General features: G+C 49.6%; 13 protein-coding genes and 1 pseudogene. 6 read left to right on the top strand and 8 right to left on the bottom strand.

The window, feature by feature from the left end:
* Positions 1-121: 121 nt before the first annotated feature.
* Positions 122-1,209 (bottom strand): annotated as a pseudogene (locus M0Q40_01085) (extracellular solute-binding protein).
* 1,202 nt (positions 1,210-2,411) lie between these two features.
* Between M0Q40_01085 and M0Q40_01080 the strand changes: the two are divergent.
* The 5 genes from M0Q40_01080 to M0Q40_01060 all read left to right on the top strand — a co-directional run bounded on the left by M0Q40_01080 (position 2,412) and on the right by M0Q40_01060 (position 8,604).
* Positions 2,412-3,503, top strand: a complete 1,092-nt coding sequence (locus M0Q40_01080) for a YchF family ATPase (GenBank protein MCK9221214.1) — start codon at positions 2,412-2,414, stop codon at positions 3,501-3,503.
* Positions 3,504-3,564: 61 nt separating this feature from the next.
* Positions 3,565-4,737 (top strand): MFS transporter, encoded by a 1,173-nt coding sequence (locus M0Q40_01075; protein ID MCK9221213.1) that lies wholly within the window; start codon positions 3,565-3,567, stop codon positions 4,735-4,737.
* 58 nt (positions 4,738-4,795) lie between these two features.
* Positions 4,796-5,974: a DUF763 domain-containing protein gene (locus M0Q40_01070; protein MCK9221212.1), complete on the top strand. Its 1,179-nt coding sequence runs from the start codon at positions 4,796-4,798 to the stop codon at positions 5,972-5,974.
* Between the two features lie 17 nt (positions 5,975-5,991).
* Positions 5,992-7,362, top strand: a complete 1,371-nt coding sequence (locus M0Q40_01065) for an MATE family efflux transporter (protein MCK9221211.1) — start codon at positions 5,992-5,994, stop codon at positions 7,360-7,362.
* A 174-nt stretch (positions 7,363-7,536) separates the two neighbouring features.
* Complete coding sequence (locus tag M0Q40_01060) at positions 7,537-8,604, top strand: acetylxylan esterase (protein MCK9221210.1); 1,068 nt, start codon at positions 7,537-7,539, stop codon at positions 8,602-8,604.
* 227 nt (positions 8,605-8,831) lie between these two features.
* Here the strand turns inward: M0Q40_01060 and M0Q40_01055 are convergent, their stop codons facing one another.
* From M0Q40_01055 to M0Q40_01040, 4 genes are all read right to left on the bottom strand, one after another.
* Positions 8,832-9,566, bottom strand: a complete 735-nt coding sequence (locus tag M0Q40_01055; protein MCK9221209.1) for a hypothetical protein — start codon at positions 9,564-9,566, stop codon at positions 8,832-8,834.
* 80 nt (positions 9,567-9,646) lie between these two features.
* A complete protein-coding gene (locus M0Q40_01050; GenBank protein MCK9221208.1) occupies positions 9,647-10,411 on the bottom strand; it encodes a sugar phosphate isomerase/epimerase in 765 nt (254 codons plus the stop codon).
* A 144-nt stretch (positions 10,412-10,555) separates the two neighbouring features.
* Positions 10,556-11,110: a LemA family protein gene (locus M0Q40_01045; protein ID MCK9221207.1), complete on the bottom strand. Its 555-nt coding sequence runs from the start codon at positions 11,108-11,110 to the stop codon at positions 10,556-10,558.
* Positions 11,111-11,123: 13 nt separating this feature from the next.
* A complete protein-coding gene (locus M0Q40_01040) occupies positions 11,124-11,864 on the bottom strand; it encodes a TPM domain-containing protein (protein MCK9221206.1) in 741 nt (246 codons plus the stop codon).
* Between the two features lie 153 nt (positions 11,865-12,017).
* Here M0Q40_01040 and M0Q40_01035 point away from each other — a divergent pair, with 153 nt between their 5' ends.
* Positions 12,018-13,103 carry a DUF362 domain-containing protein gene (locus M0Q40_01035; GenBank protein MCK9221205.1) on the top strand — a complete coding sequence of 362 codons (1,086 nt, stop codon included), beginning with the start codon at positions 12,018-12,020 and terminating at the stop codon, positions 13,101-13,103.
* 9 nt (positions 13,104-13,112) lie between these two features.
* Here the strand turns inward: M0Q40_01035 and M0Q40_01030 are convergent, their stop codons facing one another.
* The 3 genes from M0Q40_01030 to M0Q40_01020 all read right to left on the bottom strand — a co-directional run bounded on the left by M0Q40_01030 (position 13,113) and on the right by M0Q40_01020 (position 16,630).
* The gene (locus tag M0Q40_01030; GenBank protein ID MCK9221204.1) at positions 13,113-13,463 is read right to left on the bottom strand and encodes a prepilin-type N-terminal cleavage/methylation domain-containing protein; all 351 of its coding nucleotides are present in this window, start codon (positions 13,461-13,463) and stop codon (positions 13,113-13,115) included.
* Between the two features lie 7 nt (positions 13,464-13,470).
* A complete protein-coding gene (locus M0Q40_01025; protein ID MCK9221203.1) occupies positions 13,471-13,959 on the bottom strand; it encodes a prepilin-type N-terminal cleavage/methylation domain-containing protein in 489 nt (162 codons plus the stop codon).
* Between the two features lie 94 nt (positions 13,960-14,053).
* Positions 14,054-16,630, bottom strand: a complete 2,577-nt coding sequence (locus M0Q40_01020; GenBank protein MCK9221202.1) for an AAA family ATPase — start codon at positions 16,628-16,630, stop codon at positions 14,054-14,056.

The following is a 16,630-nucleotide window of genomic DNA, read 5'->3' as shown; positions in this document are numbered from 1 at the left end:
CATCACATTTCGCTTTCCTGTCAACTAAGACAACGGTGACAGCCACCTATGCTTCAGTACTAAGGAAATCACGATCACCTTGTTGAGACTATGGTGACCGTGATTTCTCCGCGCCTATGGTTTATCGTGCATCATGAAGCGCCTGATTAATGCGACGATTAGCCTCTGCCAATGCAGCTTGCGGTGACTTCTCCCCCGCATAGACTGGACGCACCAAGGCTTGGATTTCCCTGGTAAACACATCCGACTGCGTAGTCACAGGACGAACCCGTTGAGCGGCCTCGAGTATTTGGGCAAAGAAACCTCGAATCGGATCCATCTTGAACTGATCATAGGCATTTGAATACCGATACCCCGGGTATTGACTGGCGGTCACCCCAAAGACACCTGTTCCCACAGGATCGGCGGCCAAAAACCTGATCAGTTTCCATGCCTCCTCGGTATACTGACTTCCTTCGACAAGTACAATGCGCCATCCGCCAACCCAAGCCGGATTCTCTGGACCAACTCCTGCCTCGTGAGGCATGATCCCAAGGGTCAACTTGATCTCCGGATTGAAGTTAAGCACCTCGCCAATGACTTCAGTATGGGCAGTAATCATGACTTCATCTTCGTCTATAAAGCGCCTAACGAAGGACGGATTCTTACCCGCAAGTGTCATAACATACCGGTTATAGTGATCGGCTAACCATTCAAGGGCTTTGACTACCTGAGGATCGGTCAAAGTCGCCGTATCGCTCACCACATCGTAGAAGGCTCCTCCAAATGCCCAGCCCCACGTATATAGGTTGTTTAGCTGACCCCACGCGTTATCCCAGACTGACATCCCAATCTCGGGGCACGGCCATCGGCATCTAGTTGTGTCAAGCGATGAATATGGTTATCTAGAACCGCAATAGTTGTCGGCAAAGTCTCTCCTGGTAACCCCGCCTCCTCCAGTAATCGGCGATTGCCAAGCAAGGCAAAGTTCGGATCTAGCGTTAGTGGTAACGCCCAGACATCACCCTTCCACTGCACCTCCATCCAGCCAGCCGGAAAGAAATCAGTTGCGCTGAATCCGTCTTCTTGCACAGAGGATGTAATGGGGCTAATCATATGGTTCTGGGCGTATCCAGGGATCCCTGAACCGATCACAAACACATCCGGGGCTACTCCACCAGCGAATGCCGCAATGAACTGATCTCTCTTTGACCCAGGTCGCAGTTCCACCTCAATACCTGGATTAGCCTCTTCAAAAGCAAAGTAAGAATCGTTTTAGCTCCCAGAAGCATAGAATGAATTCAACCCAACTACGCCGTGGAGTATTCTTCCAAGTACGAGTCTGCAAGCTAGCTTGGTTTACAGTGTCAGCTCGCCCATGGACCGATCGTTACATCATTTTGCGCCCGTCCTAGATCAGATATAAGATAAAGTCACAAGTCAAACCTGCTCAGTTGCTACTAGACTAGTATGGTAATCACCTTTGCTTTCTTGAGGCTACTAGTCATTTGTTCTTGGTCGAGCTGTGCCGCGTCTTATGTAATCGAGATTCAGCGTAAACTAAGTATTCGATACGTTTCATAGGATTGCCGATTTGCTCATAGTGCCACAGCGTACACCGATACATTCTGCTTAGCTGAAAAACCCTTTACTCATCCTCATACAAATGTAACGACAAGATACCTTTAATAATCCAGTTTGGTATATGCAACCAACTAGTACAGATAGTCTATAACCCGATTATTGTATGCAACGTTATTATCGTTAATGTATCAAAGACCCCTGTGAAAAACAATATTCTCGGGCAGCGGCTTTACCCCAACTCGGTTGATTATGTGCGAATTGGCTCCCTATTTCTACCTTTTTCATCAGATTTCATCAGAGAATTCGTCCAAACAATTTACCAGCTTCCAGACAAGTTGGTCTGCAGTCATTAGCTTCCCCAGACCCTTGTTCTGAGGGGATTATCTGGTGTTTAGTCGTAGATGTACGTAACATTATGACCTTTTTTCGGGCGCATGTGTCAGGCCTTTTCTGTGCCTGGACATCCTTCTCACTATCCCAACCGCTACCCAGTGAGTTTGTAACACCTCAACTCGTGCGACCTTCTAGAGCTGTAAACTCTAGGACTTCTTTTCGCGAAGCTTTGTCTGCACGCAGTTTGACAACCCTTAGTACTGTTACTACACCTGGTGTCCAATAGCACACCGCACAGAAGTCTCGGTCTCGTGAAACCCAGAAATTTGGCCCGTATGTGAAGGAAAACAAAGCTAGACAAGTCTAATGATAGAACTTCTTTGTGGGCCCAATATAGAGACCGTCGATATGACTGAAAACGTTGCCCTTCATGTATCACATAAAACCCCAGTGAGAGTAGCCTGACGCGCTAACTTATACAAAGTCTGGCCTAGGATAGCAAAGCAGTCCTTGTTATGTTAAGATATCTAGTGGTCACTATCAAAAGAAAAGAGGTTTCACAGCACATGCAGGTTGGTCTTATTGGACTGCCCCAAGTGGGCAAGACGACTGTGTTTGATTCCTTGGCAACCAGTCAAAGCAAGAAAGGTGCTTCAGATATCGCCGTGGCAAGGGTCTTTGATCCCCGAGTGGAGAAACTAAGCCAGATCTTCAAGCCGGCAAAAACTAGTTACGCCCAGATTACGTTAGTCGACTTCCCTGGGCTCACTAGTCAGAATCAGGAGAAGATCTTTACCCAACTACAGGATATGGATGTCCTCGTCCATATCGTGCGTCAGTTTAGCGCCCCCCATGTACCCCATGTTGAAGGTAGTGTTTCAGGCCTCCGGGATGCCAAACAGGTGTTCTCTGAAATTATCCTCGCCGATTGGCAGTTAATAGAAACCCGCATTACTAGGGGCCAAGCTGAAAAGAACCCCCGTAAGCGGGCCATTTGGGAGAAGGAATTGCCCCTATTAAGTAAGTGCAAACAGGCTTTGGAGTCGGAACAACCCCTGTTTAATCTCACCTTTAATGAAGAAGAGCAGACGGTTTTAAGAAACTATGCCCTTCTAACGATGAAACCACTGATCGTGGTCGTCAATACTGACGAAGAAAACGATGCAGCCGAAGATGAAGTAGTTGACTGGTGCAAAAGCTTAAGCATTCCCCTGATCAGCATCCTGGGACAGCTTGAGAAGGAGATTGCCGAATTAGATCCGGAAGAGCAGCAAGCTTTCATGGAAGATGCAGGGATTAGTGAACCGGGTATTCATCGTCTTGCCCGGACGATCTATGGCAATATGGGACTAATCTCCTTTTTTACCGTGGGTGAGGATGAGGTTAAGGCCTGGACGATCACCAAAGGGGAAACCGCCCTGGAGGCTGCTGGGAAGATCCATTCGGACATTGCCCGGGGCTTTATCCGGGCCGAGGTGGTGGGTTTTGATACCTTCATAAGTAAAGGCAACCTCACCGAGCTGCGCAAGGCGGGACTACTACGTCTTGAGGGTAAGGAATATACCGTGCAAGATGGTGACATCATTCATTTCCGTTTTAACGTCTAATTGCCCTGGGGCACCATTTCGTTAACGCTTTGCCCTTTTGGGCTTTCTAAGGGTGATGATCTTGGTAAACCAGAAACGAGAACTATACCTGTACTTTCTAGCCATGCTCACGGCAGGAATGGTGCTTGTGGCCCATGGTCCTTGTGTAGATACCCTCATCGATACCTTTGATTCAGATAAAGTGGGCATTGGTTTCTTAGCCTCTGCCTATAGCCTTGGTACCTTCCCGGGAGTGTTCTTGGCTGAATGGGTAGTCCGCCGCTACGGGGCGAAGAAGGGACTGACCGGTATAACCCTCCTGCGGAGTCTCGTACTGCTAGTATTTAGCCTAAACAACAGTCTTCCTGTGGCCTATGTTCTGTACGGACTTGTGGGAGCCACCAACGGCTTGTTGTTCGCTGGATTGACAGCTCAGACAACTCGCCGAACCGCGCCCCATCAATCACGATATCTATCCTGGTTATACAGTGCCTTCGGACTGGGGGTCGTCTTGGGTCCGCTAATGATTGGCAGCCTGCTGGCCCATGGCCATGGCTGGCGACTTGCCTATCGGTTGCTCGCCCTGTGCACCGCCACCGGGGTTTTGCTATTGCTTGGCTCCGAAGCGCCCGCACCGAAAGAGGACACCCCTAATGGCAAACCTTTTCGTCCTTTACCAGCTGCTTTCTATTTCTGGTGCCTTGCCCTCACGTCCTATGTGGCCACTGAAGGTGCTTTGAGTACTTGGAGTAGTAAGTACATCCTGGATGTTTTTGAACATGGTATCGGCTATCAGATCGTGACCATCTTCTGGGTATTTATGTTTCTCGGCCGCTTACTAGCCGGTTGGCTATTGCCCTTTTTCTCCGAACAATCCTTTGTTTCCTTTGCCTGTGGAGTGGCCTTTGTCTGTACCATGATCGCTTCCCAGGCTAGCTCACTGCTTTGGGTACTAATCGCGTTCGCCGGGACAGCCTTGGCCCTTGCGGGTATCTATCCGGGTATTATGTCTTTGATTAGCAAGCAATTTGCCTCCTTTGGTGATCGGGCAACTAACATGGCCACCGCCCTCGGTAATGTAGGTGTGATCGGGTTCACCCCACTTGTGGGGGCCATTGCCGATATGAAGACCCTCCGGGGCGCTATTTTCGTCTCTGCCCTGCCGCTACTCATTGTGATTGCGGTGATTGCCGCCTTCATTATGACCCAATCGAATGACATTGCTGCACGCAGGTCTAAATGTGACTTGTCGTAAATTGATTCAGAGGAGGGAAACAGAGTGGTCATCGACCCGACCATGTCTGTAAATACTTGTGCGTACAGGCTATACTGATCTTCCGCTCCATGGTGGCAAGTGCCCTCCGTGGCTTTTTGAACGGATGAAGAAACTGGCACCGCTCATTATTGAAGTTGTTGTTCAAGAGTTCGGTTCCCAAGAAGTCCTCAGGCGGTTAGCTGATCCTTTCTGGTTTCAGGCCTTTGGTTGTGTCCTCGGCTTTGATTGGCACTCATCGGGCCTTACCACCACAGTCTGTGGCGCTCTAAAGGAGGGCCTGAAGAATGACTGCCTGGATCTGTACCTCGCGGGTGGTAAGGGAAGAGCATCCCGGGCTACTCCAAAGGAGATTATCTCCCTGGCAGATGAGCACAGTCTAACCGTAGATGCATCCGCTTTGCAGTATGCAAGTAGACTAGCTGCCAAAGTGGACAGTGCTGCATTGCAGGACGGGTATCAGATCTATCATCATCTTTTCGTCTTCACCCGAGATGGAGACTGGGCCGTGGTGCAACAGGGCATGAACCCAAGAAACAGGCTAGCGCGAAGATACCATTGGCTTAGTACCGACATGACAGACTTCGTCTCCGAACCCCACAAGGCGATCTGTTGCGATGACCGTTCTGACCACATCCTGAACATGGTCGCACGGGAAAGCCAAAGGGCAAGAACAGCAATAACCACTCTGACCAGGGAGAAACCCCAGACAGTATTAGCTGAGTTGTCCTTGATGCAAAAGAGCAGGAAGAAGCAGCCTGCAATCGGCACCCAGCTATCACTCTTTGAACCCAACCCAGAGGAGACCAAATTGAAGAACCTAGCTACCCTGAACACAACGGGTTTTGTCCTCGGAGCTAATCACGCCATCCCCCACACCAAGCATTTGCTCAAGGTACTGGACCAGGCCTATGAACAGGCACCGAAAGACTTTGAGCAGCTCCTAGCCCTTCCCGGCGTTGGGCCGAGTACAATACGGGCCCTAGCCATGGTGGCGGAGGTCGCCTATGGGGCATCGGCAAGTTTCAAGGACCCCGTACGCTACGCCTTTGCCCACGGAGGTAAAGATGGCTATCCTTTCCCTGTTAACCGGGATGACTACGATTACTCGATTAATATGCTCCAAGAAGCGGTGGCTGCAAGCAAGATCGACCGTTCGGACAAACTGAAGGCCTTGCGTCAATTGGCCCAGTGGCAAGGAGACCAACAGATACAGTAGAAAAGGAAGTCGTTAATATGGGAAACAATCAGACCAAAGGAGCCCATCGGCTCGGGAAAGAATCCATCGGAAAGCTACTATGGAGTCTTTCCGTGCCCGGAGTTGTGGGTATGGCCACCCAGGCCCTGTACAATATTGTTGATTCGATCTTTGTGGGTCGCTATAGTAGTGAGGGGTTAACCGCCGTTTCTGCCGCCTTTCCGATGCAGATGATCATTATTGCCATCGCAGTGGGGACTGGTATTGGTGCCACATCGTTGATCTCCCGGTATCTGGGACAAGGCAATAAACAGGACGCCAAACTAGCTGCAGAGCATACCTTAATTCTCTGTTTTGTCTATGGAGCACTGACCGCCCTTTTGGGGTTTTTCCTCGCCAAACCCATGGCCCATTTCTTTGTGGATGATCCCGGAATCGCCAGTCAGGCCGCAGATTATTTACGGATCATCTTCGTTGGTTCTATCGGGCTGTATTTCCCCGTCTGCTCAAACAACATTCTGCGGGGACAGGGGAATACCTTTTACCCCATGTTAGTTCTTCTCCTCGGGGCAGGACTTAATATCCTATTTGATCCTTTTCTCATTTTTGGTTTGGGCCCCTTCCCTACCTTAGGGGTTAAGGGTGCGGCCTACGCCACTATCTTAGCCAAAATCATCTCAGGGTTATTCCTTGTTTACTTGCTTTTCCAAAGGGAAAATGACATCATTCCTGATTTCCGTGGTTACCATTTTTCACCCCGAATCCTGTGGGAGTTGTACCAGGTGGGCCTTCCCACTATTGCTTTCCAATTGCTCGGAAGTATCGCCGTAGCTGGTATGAACAAGTTGGTGGGAAGCATCGAACCTTTGGCCATTGCTGCAGTGGGGGTGTATTTCCGACTACAGAGTTTCATTATGATGCCCATCGCCGGACTAAACCAAGGGCTCACACCTATTGTTGGATACAACTATGGAAAACAAGACCAGAAACGAGTAAAAGAGGCCATCTGGAAAGCAACAGTAGCTGCCTTAGTCATGGCAACGGCCGGTCTTCTAGCCTTTCAGCTGTTTCCCAGGCAACTGCTACAGCTATTTAATTCCGATGAGGCCCTGACTGGTATCGGGATCCCCGCCCTACGCCGGATGACCTTAGCCATGCACTTTGTTGGATTGTTCATGATCATTTCCGCCACCTTTCAGGCGGTGGGCCGAGGGCTACCTAGCCTAGTCCTGTCTCTCCTCCGCCAGGTGATCTTCGTTTTACCCTTGATGGCTTACTTACTCTCCCATCATTCCCTGGAAGCATGTTGGTATGCGGTACCCATCGCCGATACCTTAGCAGCAATCCTTGCTATCCTCTGGATTGCTGTCTCTGCCCGTAAATGGAACCTATCTAGTGAAAGGAACTGAGTCAAAGGCCCTGGGTAACCGCCCCAGGGCCTAAGGAACTTCTATCAGTAAGGAGGACCTTCAGTAACGAACACATGGATTATTTCCCATCCTAAACTCTTAACCAGCAAAGGATCAAATACAGTCCCGTAGGAAGATTCGTTGAGAACCACAGAACCGAGGAGGGAATGAGAGATGCCTTTTAAGGAACTTGAGCGGCGAAAGCTGCCTAGGGTATTAGCACCAGATACTACAGCCCAAGACTGGCCAAAACGGCGAGATGAGTTATTTGCACTCTTTCAGGAGGAAGTGTATGGCCGTATGCCACAGCCGCCGGCAACTGTACACGCTGAGACCAAGCAGATTGAAGAGCGAGCTTGGGCAGGGAAAGCAATACATAAAGAGATCGCCCTTCAGTTTCAGACACCCAAGGGAATGTTTTCCTTTCCAGTGCATCTGGTCCTGCCCTACATTGAAGAACAACTACCATTGGCCATTTATATTTCCTTTACCGAGTATCCCATAGGCAAATATGCTCCCATCGAGGAAATCGTCGACAGTGGCTACGCACTGGCTACTTTCTGCTATCAGGATGTTACAAAGGATCGGGCCGATGGTTTTGGCTCTGGTCTGGCGGCAATGTATCCCCGCGATGGTGCCAAGCATGAATGGGGCAAGATCTCCATGTGGGCGTGGGCGGCCAGCCGCGTTCTAGATCATGTTTTAACATTAGATCAAGTGGACAAACGGCGAATCTTCAGCGTCGGTCACTCCCGTTTGGGAAAGACCGCCCTTTGGGCTGCAGTGCAAGATGAGCGCTTCTGTGCAGCAGTAGCTAATAATTCCGGCTGCAGCGGGGCTGCCATTAGCAGGGGCAAAACAGGGGAACAAATAGCAAATATCGTGACCAGCTTTCCCCACTGGTTCTGTGCGAACTATCATCAGTACCAAGGACGGGAAGCCCAGTTGCCCTTCGATCAACATCAACTGGTTGCTGCCATGGCACCCCGGCCGGTTTATGTAGCCAGTGCCGTGGAAGACCTGTGGGCAGACCCCAAAAGTGAGTTTCTCTCTGCGATGGCCGCGAGTAAAGCATATCAACTTCTGGGACTACGGGGACTCGTCCACGAAGGCCGCTTCCCCGAACCGGGTGTTTCCCTCCATGAAGGGGAGATCGGTTATCACCTAAGGGCTGGTACCCATTTTCTTAGTCGTTTTGATTGGCAACAGTTCCTCAAGTTCATGGATCGACATCTGCGGTAGGGAGATAAGCCCTTCCATATGTCACATCCGGTAGAATCCGACTTTTCACCGTCTCGGGCAATGTCAACGAAAGACCAAATTTGGAAGTCCAAAAGCCGGGCGGACAAAAGAGCCATCTCCCTATTCGCCAGTCCTATCGGGAAATCAGCCCCATCTCATTGATTCCCGATCAATTTCCACCGCTGATTAAGACAATGTGTAGTCTGGACTTGTAGACGAATCCTTGGTTACTTGATGAATATGTCCTGCGGACCAATACCTAGCTTTCGGCACAAATCCAAATGGTAGGATGCATCAAGAAACTCATATCGCGCATGAGTATCGGTGCCGATGGCGACCTTCCCCCCCTGTTTTAAGGTCCGCGCGACGAGAGTCTCATCATAGGGACTGATCTTATGGGAATTCAGCTCCAAGGCCACGTTAGCCTCGGTGGCCCTCGTCACCACAAAATCGATAAGCCAAGGGGGAATGTCACTGATTTTACGCTCCAAAATGCGGAAAGGATGGGCCAAGATATCTATGGGATGCTCCATCAGGGCTGTAACCTGCTCTGTAAATGATGCGATGATCTCCTCTTCGTCCTCGCCGGGCAGATAGTGCACAGCGCCCAGAATAATCTCGAAGTGAGGGATATACTCCTCATCCACCGTAAGCTCTCCTCGACTGGTCACCTCAAGCTCTATACCAGGGATAAACTTGCGTCGGTCTAGTCTAGATAACATATCTAAGTACTGCTTCATTTTATCCAACCGGTACTCCCGGTACTCCTCAAAATACGAAGGATCGGTATGCCACCGGAATCCCCAAGCAATATCCTTGGGGAAAGCAATTGCAAAAGCATGGTCTGTGATGGCAACCTGGGACCACAGTTCCTGGTGTTCTTCGTACCACTCTAAGTACAGATCTGGTTCCGCACAATAGGAAAAATTATGGTTACCTGTGTGATTATGATGATTAGGCAATTTCATTAAATCGTAACGCAGCGAAGGAGCTAGCAGACCCTCCGTTGCGCCGCACCTCCTTAAGTTACTCCCAATGTCCTTTACTCTTGCAGCATCTTTGTTAGGAAAGCGTAGGCACATGCAGCATCATGGTTAAAATCTGAGACAGAAAACTCGCATGAAATCCTTTGTGCATAGCCGGTTTCCCTAAGATTCCTGAACATCGCCCGAAAATCGTAGGAGCCACTACCTGGGTACAATCGATTCGTATCAGCCGCATGAACATGATGCAAAGCATTAGCAACTTCACCTATGACCTCATATGATTCCCCTTCTTCATGCATATGCCACAAGTCCAGGGTCAACCTAAGTGATGGTTCTCCCACATCTTGGATTAACGCAGAGGCCTCCCTGAGGGTGTTAATTGTATTACATTCCTTACTCTGTAGGGGCTCAAGGCAAATCAAAAGGTCATTGAAGTTCGCGTACCGACCCACCATGGCTAAAAACTCCTTAATCTGTTCCATGGCCTCATCCTGTGGAAACCCTTCCGGGTACGAGCGAGCTCCGCCACTGCCAAAGACAATCAGCTCGGCACCTAAGGCCTTAGCCCGAGGAAGGACCAAATTCAAATAGGCCTCAATTACCGGTAAGTCCCGGCTAGGACCGGCAATCTTAAGATCCCCTGGAAGAAAGCAATTGAAGGCATCAACTCTAATGCTTGCGGCTTCCAACTGTTCATAAAGAGACTCGAAATCTTCTCGGGTTCCCGAAAGGTAGCGAGTAGCACTTAACTCCACAAATTCATATCCGATACGCTGGGCCCATTTTGCCTGGTCTGCGTCACAGCAAATACCTAACCTCATCGCTAACCCCTCCGTGGATATGTTCTTAGGTAGGAGACAGAGTCACTGACTCAAAGGCTTATTAGCGGGAGCCTAGAGATGACCTAACCTGGTCATCTCTAGGCTTGAACTCGACTAAATACTGCCAAACTATTGCCCTATTAACTAAAACTCCACCTGCGGCACACTCTTAGCCTGTTCAGAAGCTTCGAAGTACGGATACTGTGCTTTACCGAACATGTTGGCGACAATCACCATCGGAAAACGGCGAATGGAGCGGTTCCACTTTTCCACAGATTCGTTATATCGTTTTCTTTCAAAAGCGATCCTGTTCTCCGTACCAGCAAGTTCATCTTGTAGGCGAATAAAGCTTGCATCTGCCTTCAAGGTCGGGTAATTCTCGGATATAGCAAGAAGACGACCCAAAGATGCATCCAGGCTATTATTTGCTTCCATCTGGCTTTGTGGATCCTGGGCACTTAGCAATCGACTACGGGCCTCGGCAATCTCCTGGAAAATCTCCTGCTCATGACTGGCAAATCCCTTCACCGTGCTAACCAGATTAGGAATCAGATCCGCCCGTCTTTGGAATTGATTCTCCACTTGGGCCCACTGGGCATCCACGTTTGTCTCCATACTTACTAGACTATTGTATTGACCGATGACCACAACAGCCAATATGAGTACAACAATACCAACAATGACAAGACCCTTTTTCAAATTGATTCCTCCCCTAGAATTTGCGGCCGGCTCCTCCACCACCGCTTTTTCCTCCTCCGAACCCGCCAAACCCTCCACCGCTTGGGCCCCTCGGAGGCGGCATGTATCCCCCACCGCGCCTTCCCCTAGTGGTACCCCGAGGTCCAATAATCAAGGGGGTGCGACGGGAGAAGATCAATAATAAGATCACAATCACAAAAAAGCTAATCAATGTTTTGATCGCATCATTTTCCTCAGTATCCACTACATAGCTTTCCCCTGTCAGTTCTCCCGCGTAGGCTTTCATGCCCTCAAGCAGGCCCTTGCCGTATTGCCCTTCAGAAAAATGCGGAAGCACATAGTTGTCCAATATGGCACCGACTTTGCCGTCGGGTAAATCACCTTCCAAGCCATAACCAACTTCCACTTGGATCTCACGCTGTACCCGGCCATCCTCCTCGCCAATCACCAACAGCATTAATAACCCGGTATCATAGGAGCTACCACCAATACCCCACTGATTAAAAAGCTCCACAGCGTATTCCTTCGCGGTCATGCCATCGGTGGAAGCGACCGTCACCACAGCAATCTCTATACCTTGACTCTCCTTTAGGTTCTTGGCTATGATTTCCATCTCTTTATAACTAACAGGATCAATGACGTTAATAAAATCATTCACATACCCCATCGGTTTTGGAAAAGCAGCCATACTACTTCCCACCATGAGAAGTAGCACTACCAATACGAGGCTTACTAGCCTCCCTGTTTTGCCCATGCATGCGCCACCCCTTCGGCAAAGTGTAACTAACCGTAACTACGAACAACTATACCATATTAAGACCCCTGGGGAAAGAGCGAAAGTCTGGCATGATTATTTGCTTTGCGCCCTTCCATTTGCTAGACTAGTGCTAAAACAGGAGGGGATCCCATGGAACAGATTCTAGTGCACTATGACGTCAACCAGATTCAAGAAAGACTCTGGTACATCCTAGATCAGATGGAAATCGGCAGGGAGCTCCACCCTTCCACTAAGGTGGGAATCAAGCCAAACCTCGTGGTGGCAAAGCCTGCGGACAGTGGAGCCACCACCGATCCTAGATTAGTGGCCTCATTAATTGAGTACCTCCAAGACCACGGCGTCAAAGACATCTCGATCATGGAAGGCTCTTGGGTAGGCGATAGCACCAAAAGGGCCTTTGAAGTATGTGGCTACAATGAACTGAGTCAACACTATCAAGTACCATTAGTTGATCTAAAAAAGGATACAACCCGAAAGCTCATGGACGGTGATACCTGGATCGAGGTCTGTACCTCTCCCTTAGAAGTAGATTTCCTAATCAATATGCCGGTATTAAAAGCCCATTGTCAAACCAAAATTACCTGTGCTTTGAAAAACCTTAAAGGATGTATTCCCGATCGAGAAAAGCGTCGCTTCCATACCCTTGGCCTACATCAACCGATTGCCCTCTTAAACAAACTACTCCCTCAGCACCTCATTGTGGTTGACGCCTTAGCCGGGGATCTTACCTTCGAGGAAGGTGGAAACCCTGTGGCCATGGACCGGATCATCTGTGGCACCGATCCGGTGGCCATCGATGCCTACGCCGCAAGGCTCCTTGGCTATGAACCCCCGGAGATAGAATACATTCTGCTCGCCGAAAAGCTACAAGTTGGTACGCGAGACTATACAATACAAGAGTTTGGTACTCCAGGCCAAATCAATAATACTCAGTCCACGCGCATACATCAGCGTCTTGGCAAATATGTGGATGCAAAGGATGCCTGCTCTGCTTGTTACGGCAGTCTGCTCCATGCCCTGCACAGATATGAAAAAAGGCATGGTCCTTGGCCCCAGAATCAGAGAATCGTCATCGGGCAAGGATACAAAAAACAAAAGGGTACACAAATCGGCATTGGGTCCTGCACCCGGAGCTTTCCTAAGCATTTGCCTGGTTGCCCTCCCCAGGCCCTAGACATACTGCGTTTCTTAGAGGAGACTACTGGATCTAATTGAGAATTACTACTACTCGAAGGATCGCCAAAGAAAGCTGTAGGAGGCAATCTCCCGTTCAAGTCTTTGTATAGTAATCGTTGTCTTCCGTAGATCCTCAAGGTCGGTCTCGGCGGTGGTAAGCACAACCGTAAGCCTTGAAGATAGATTTCTGAGGGTATCCTGGGGGGGAAGTTTGCCTTTACTCTTGGTGTAGTCGGCAACACTTTGGATTAACCGATAAGCTTCGGCTTGGTCGGAGGTAAGCTGCATACTGCGATTAATCGTCCCGATTAACGCATACATTGGTGGAAAGATGATCCCTACCAACAGAATGACAACCATAATCTCTACAATGGTAAAGCCCGCATCTCGATGTTCCATATAGGGGTCATCCTCCCTGGGCATTACGCAGGGCAATGTACTGCAAAGCCCGTAGCGGTTTGTTCCCCACTTTGCTCAACTCCAGTACAATCTCCACCAGTCCCTGTTCATCAATGGTAAAGGAAACAGCAGCAACATCGGATAATACCGCAACACACTCTTCACCATAGGATCTATACAGTATATTCCATTCTAGAGTGTAGGTGACCTCTATCCCCTCCGAATCCCGGTAGGAAATCCCTGCACCATCCATAGGCACCATCGCCTCACTGGCCTGCATTAATCCAGGATAAGCACCGTCTTTACCCATAAAGCCATAGGAGATCTCACGCATCACCACAGCAAGATTTCTCTCACTATCATACCAACTAGTAATCTGCCTAGGTACCAAGGCACCGGAGTATACTACCAGGAGGATCATCGCCCCTAGAATACTAGCCACTGAGATCACAATCATCAATTCCATTAACGTGTAGCCCTCTTCACCATACTCCATGGTCTCACCCTGATGCTAGATTTTCATCCTGCTTAACTATTCTTGATCATAACACTTATTCCTGTCCGCTGCGTATCTTTTGCATGCTTTGTAGCTACGATCCCTCGCTCTGAGCGACCCCCATCCTTTGATCCAGACTAATGGAACAAACCGGAAGATTTTTGGTCAATAACTCCGCAAACCACTCATGGCACGTGAAGATAAAGATCTGTCGCTTTTTGCTAACCTCTTTCACCAATGACTTAGCCTGTATTACCCTTGCCCGATCCCAGTTAACAAAGATCTCATCAAGGAAAATGGGCAATGGTTCATGGGCCCCATCCAAATGCTCGGCAATCGCTAACCTTAAGCAAAACTGCACCTGGTCCTGGGTCCCTTGGCTTAGGCTTTTAATGGGAATAGGGGCATAGATCCCGGTCCTTCTCACCACCAGTTGGGGAGGAGAACCTTCTTCGAAGAAAACTTGGGTATATCGCCCCTGGGTAATCTTCTCTAAGTAAGAACTGGCGATCTTCAGTACACTTGGTTGATGCTTTTCGCGAAAGCGCCGCTCTGCCTCAAGTAAGATGGCTCCGGTAAGTTCGAGACGATCCCGCATAAAAGCAGTCTCCTGTAACTCTTCGATACAGGCTGCGATCTCACTATCTACTTCTGCAAGGGTCGTATGTCTTTCCAGGCTAGCCTTTTCTATGGCAAGTTTGGCCAGGGCTTCCTTGCATCTATCCAAAAGACCTCCGTCCCTTTCAATGGCGGATAACCTTTCCTGGGCCTTGCTTACCTTGGACGGGCACAAGATGCCCTCCTGTTCCCCTAGGGCGATCCTCCGGCGGAGTTCCTCAAGATCATGGTACGATTCTTGTAACTGCTGTGTTAACACTGTGGCGGTCTGTAAATCTGCTTGCACCCTTTGGGCTTTGAGCAGACCCTGCTCTAAATCACCCTCACCGATGCGACCTAGTACCTCCTGATACTGGGCATACCGCTCCTTTAAGTAGTCCTGTCGTGCCGCAAGCACCGCTCGTTTTTGCGCCGTGCGCTCCTTCATTAGGGTGCTTTCCCGCTTAGCCTCTTTGGCCCGTTCAAGAAGATGCCACATCCTTACCAGTTGTTCCGCAGGGGGACCTTCCAAGCCAAGCCCCTTTCCAACGCCACTAATTGAAGAAGTGAAGCATTCCAGTAATTCCTCTAGTTCCTTGATTGCTGAAGTTTGGGAAACGTGTTCCTCATAGCAATCATAGAGTCGTAGAATCTCATCTAGCATCGTCTCATCCGCGCAGGCAGACTCCGGTAGCATGGTAAGGGCGCCCAAGCGGACAATCTCATCCCGCCTTGCCCGGATGAGCAAATCCGTACGTTTTCGCCACTCCCGCCAGACCAAAAGCCTGCCCACGGCAAACCCCCACAAGGGAACCGAGCCCAGATAAAACCAAGGAGATAACCTAACACCCAACAACGTAAGGATTATGGCTAGTCCAAGGGATAGCCAGCCCAGAGAGCCTTTCGGTTTTGCATCCCCGTGAATACTGCCATTAAGCTGCCTGATCCGAGCAATTATTCCTTCTAGGACTTCCCGCTCCACAAGGGCCAGTCTCTCAGTGAGGCTTGATCCACAGGCCTTTTCCAAGCTAGCCATTTGCTCTTCGAGAATCGTTCTTTCCTGGACTAACCTTTGCATGTCCTCTTGCTTTTGAGCATAAAGAGGTTCTTGCTGTTTTAATGTACTAATCTCCTCTTCCAAGGCGAGGGCTTGTCCTAAAACCGGTGCAAGGGGTGGCAGCTCCTCAATCTCTCTTGCTAGTGTTTTCATCTGTGCTTCGACCGTCTCTAGCTCCCTGAGAATCTCTTGAAACCGATCCCCAATCTCCGGTGGCAAAGACTGTACTTCTTCTTTCCACGGTGTCTCGGATAGCCGTTCGATGCGCTGCAGTTGCTCATAGGCCGGTTGAAGATGAACAGCCTCCTTCAGGAAAGCTGTTAGCTCGTCCCTTTCCTTGCGGAGTCGCTGGGCCAGACCCAGAATCCTTTCTTCTTCGGCATTATTTCTTCTCAAATCGTCTTGTACGGTTACCAATTCTTTTCGTTGTTCTCTAAGGGCCTTGATTCTCTCTGTGAGATCCCGGGACTTACTCCGGCGTCGATCTTCCCGCCATAGGCTCCGAGCCTCTTTAAAGGTCTCCTCGGCCACCTTGCTGACTGGTTCTAGAAAACTGGTCCCAATCCCTGTCACCAGCTGATCACCGATCTGCTCCCAGGTTCTAGGTCCAAATAACTGCATTTGGGCTTGGGTAAGCATATAGATCTCTTCAAACAACCCCTTAGGAATCTGCTCTACCCAGGGGACAGCCCGGTTCCTAAGGGATACGGTCTTTCCTTCTTTAATCAAGGTGCCCGCTGGACGGGAGGCAAGGTTTCGTTCCACCCGGTAGCTACTTCCATCGGCCAAGACCAGTTCCACTGCACCCTCAGGACGACCACCAGTCCATGGCACATAAGGGTGCTGAGCTTGATTAGCCGGAGAAAATCCATAGAGCATAGTAGAGAGGAAAGCAAACAGAGTGGATTTACCCGCCTCATTTGAGCCGTGGATCAGGATCAGATTACTGTCCTTTAGGCAGAGCTTCAGATCAGTAAAAAGTCCAAAGGCTGCAATTTCAATCTCTGATACCCGCAT

The sequence above is a fragment of the Limnochordia bacterium genome (assembly GCA_023230925.1).
Classification (GTDB): domain Bacteria; phylum Bacillota; class Limnochordia; order DUMW01; family DUMW01; genus JALNWK01.
The sequence above is the reverse complement of the archived record's forward strand: the minus strand, read 5'-3'. Positions and strand labels throughout refer to the sequence as shown.

Excerpts from the sequence above, each read along its gene's own strand:
- M0Q40_01080 (MCK9221214.1), top strand. The coding sequence starts at position 2,412 with ATGTTAAGATATCTAGTGGTCACTATCAAAAGAAAAGAGGTTTCACAG.
- M0Q40_01025 (MCK9221203.1), bottom strand. The coding sequence starts at position 13,959 with ATGGAGTATGGTGAAGAGGGCTACACGTTAATGGAATTGATGATTGTG.
- M0Q40_01060 (MCK9221210.1), top strand. The coding sequence starts at position 7,537 with ATGCCTTTTAAGGAACTTGAGCGGCGAAAGCTGCCTAGGGTATTAGCA.
- M0Q40_01040 (MCK9221206.1), bottom strand. The coding sequence starts at position 11,864 with ATGGGCAAAACAGGGAGGCTAGTAAGCCTCGTATTGGTAGTGCTACTT.
- M0Q40_01050 (MCK9221208.1), bottom strand. The coding sequence starts at position 10,411 with ATGAGGTTAGGTATTTGCTGTGACGCAGACCAGGCAAAATGGGCCCAG.
- M0Q40_01035 (MCK9221205.1), top strand. The coding sequence starts at position 12,018 with ATGGAACAGATTCTAGTGCACTATGACGTCAACCAGATTCAAGAAAGA.
- M0Q40_01020 (MCK9221202.1), bottom strand. The coding sequence starts at position 16,630 with ATGCGGGTATCAGAGATTGAAATTGCAGCCTTTGGACTTTTTACTGAT.
- M0Q40_01030 (MCK9221204.1), bottom strand. The coding sequence starts at position 13,463 with ATGGAACATCGAGATGCGGGCTTTACCATTGTAGAGATTATGGTTGTC.
- M0Q40_01065 (MCK9221211.1), top strand. The coding sequence starts at position 5,992 with ATGGGAAACAATCAGACCAAAGGAGCCCATCGGCTCGGGAAAGAATCC.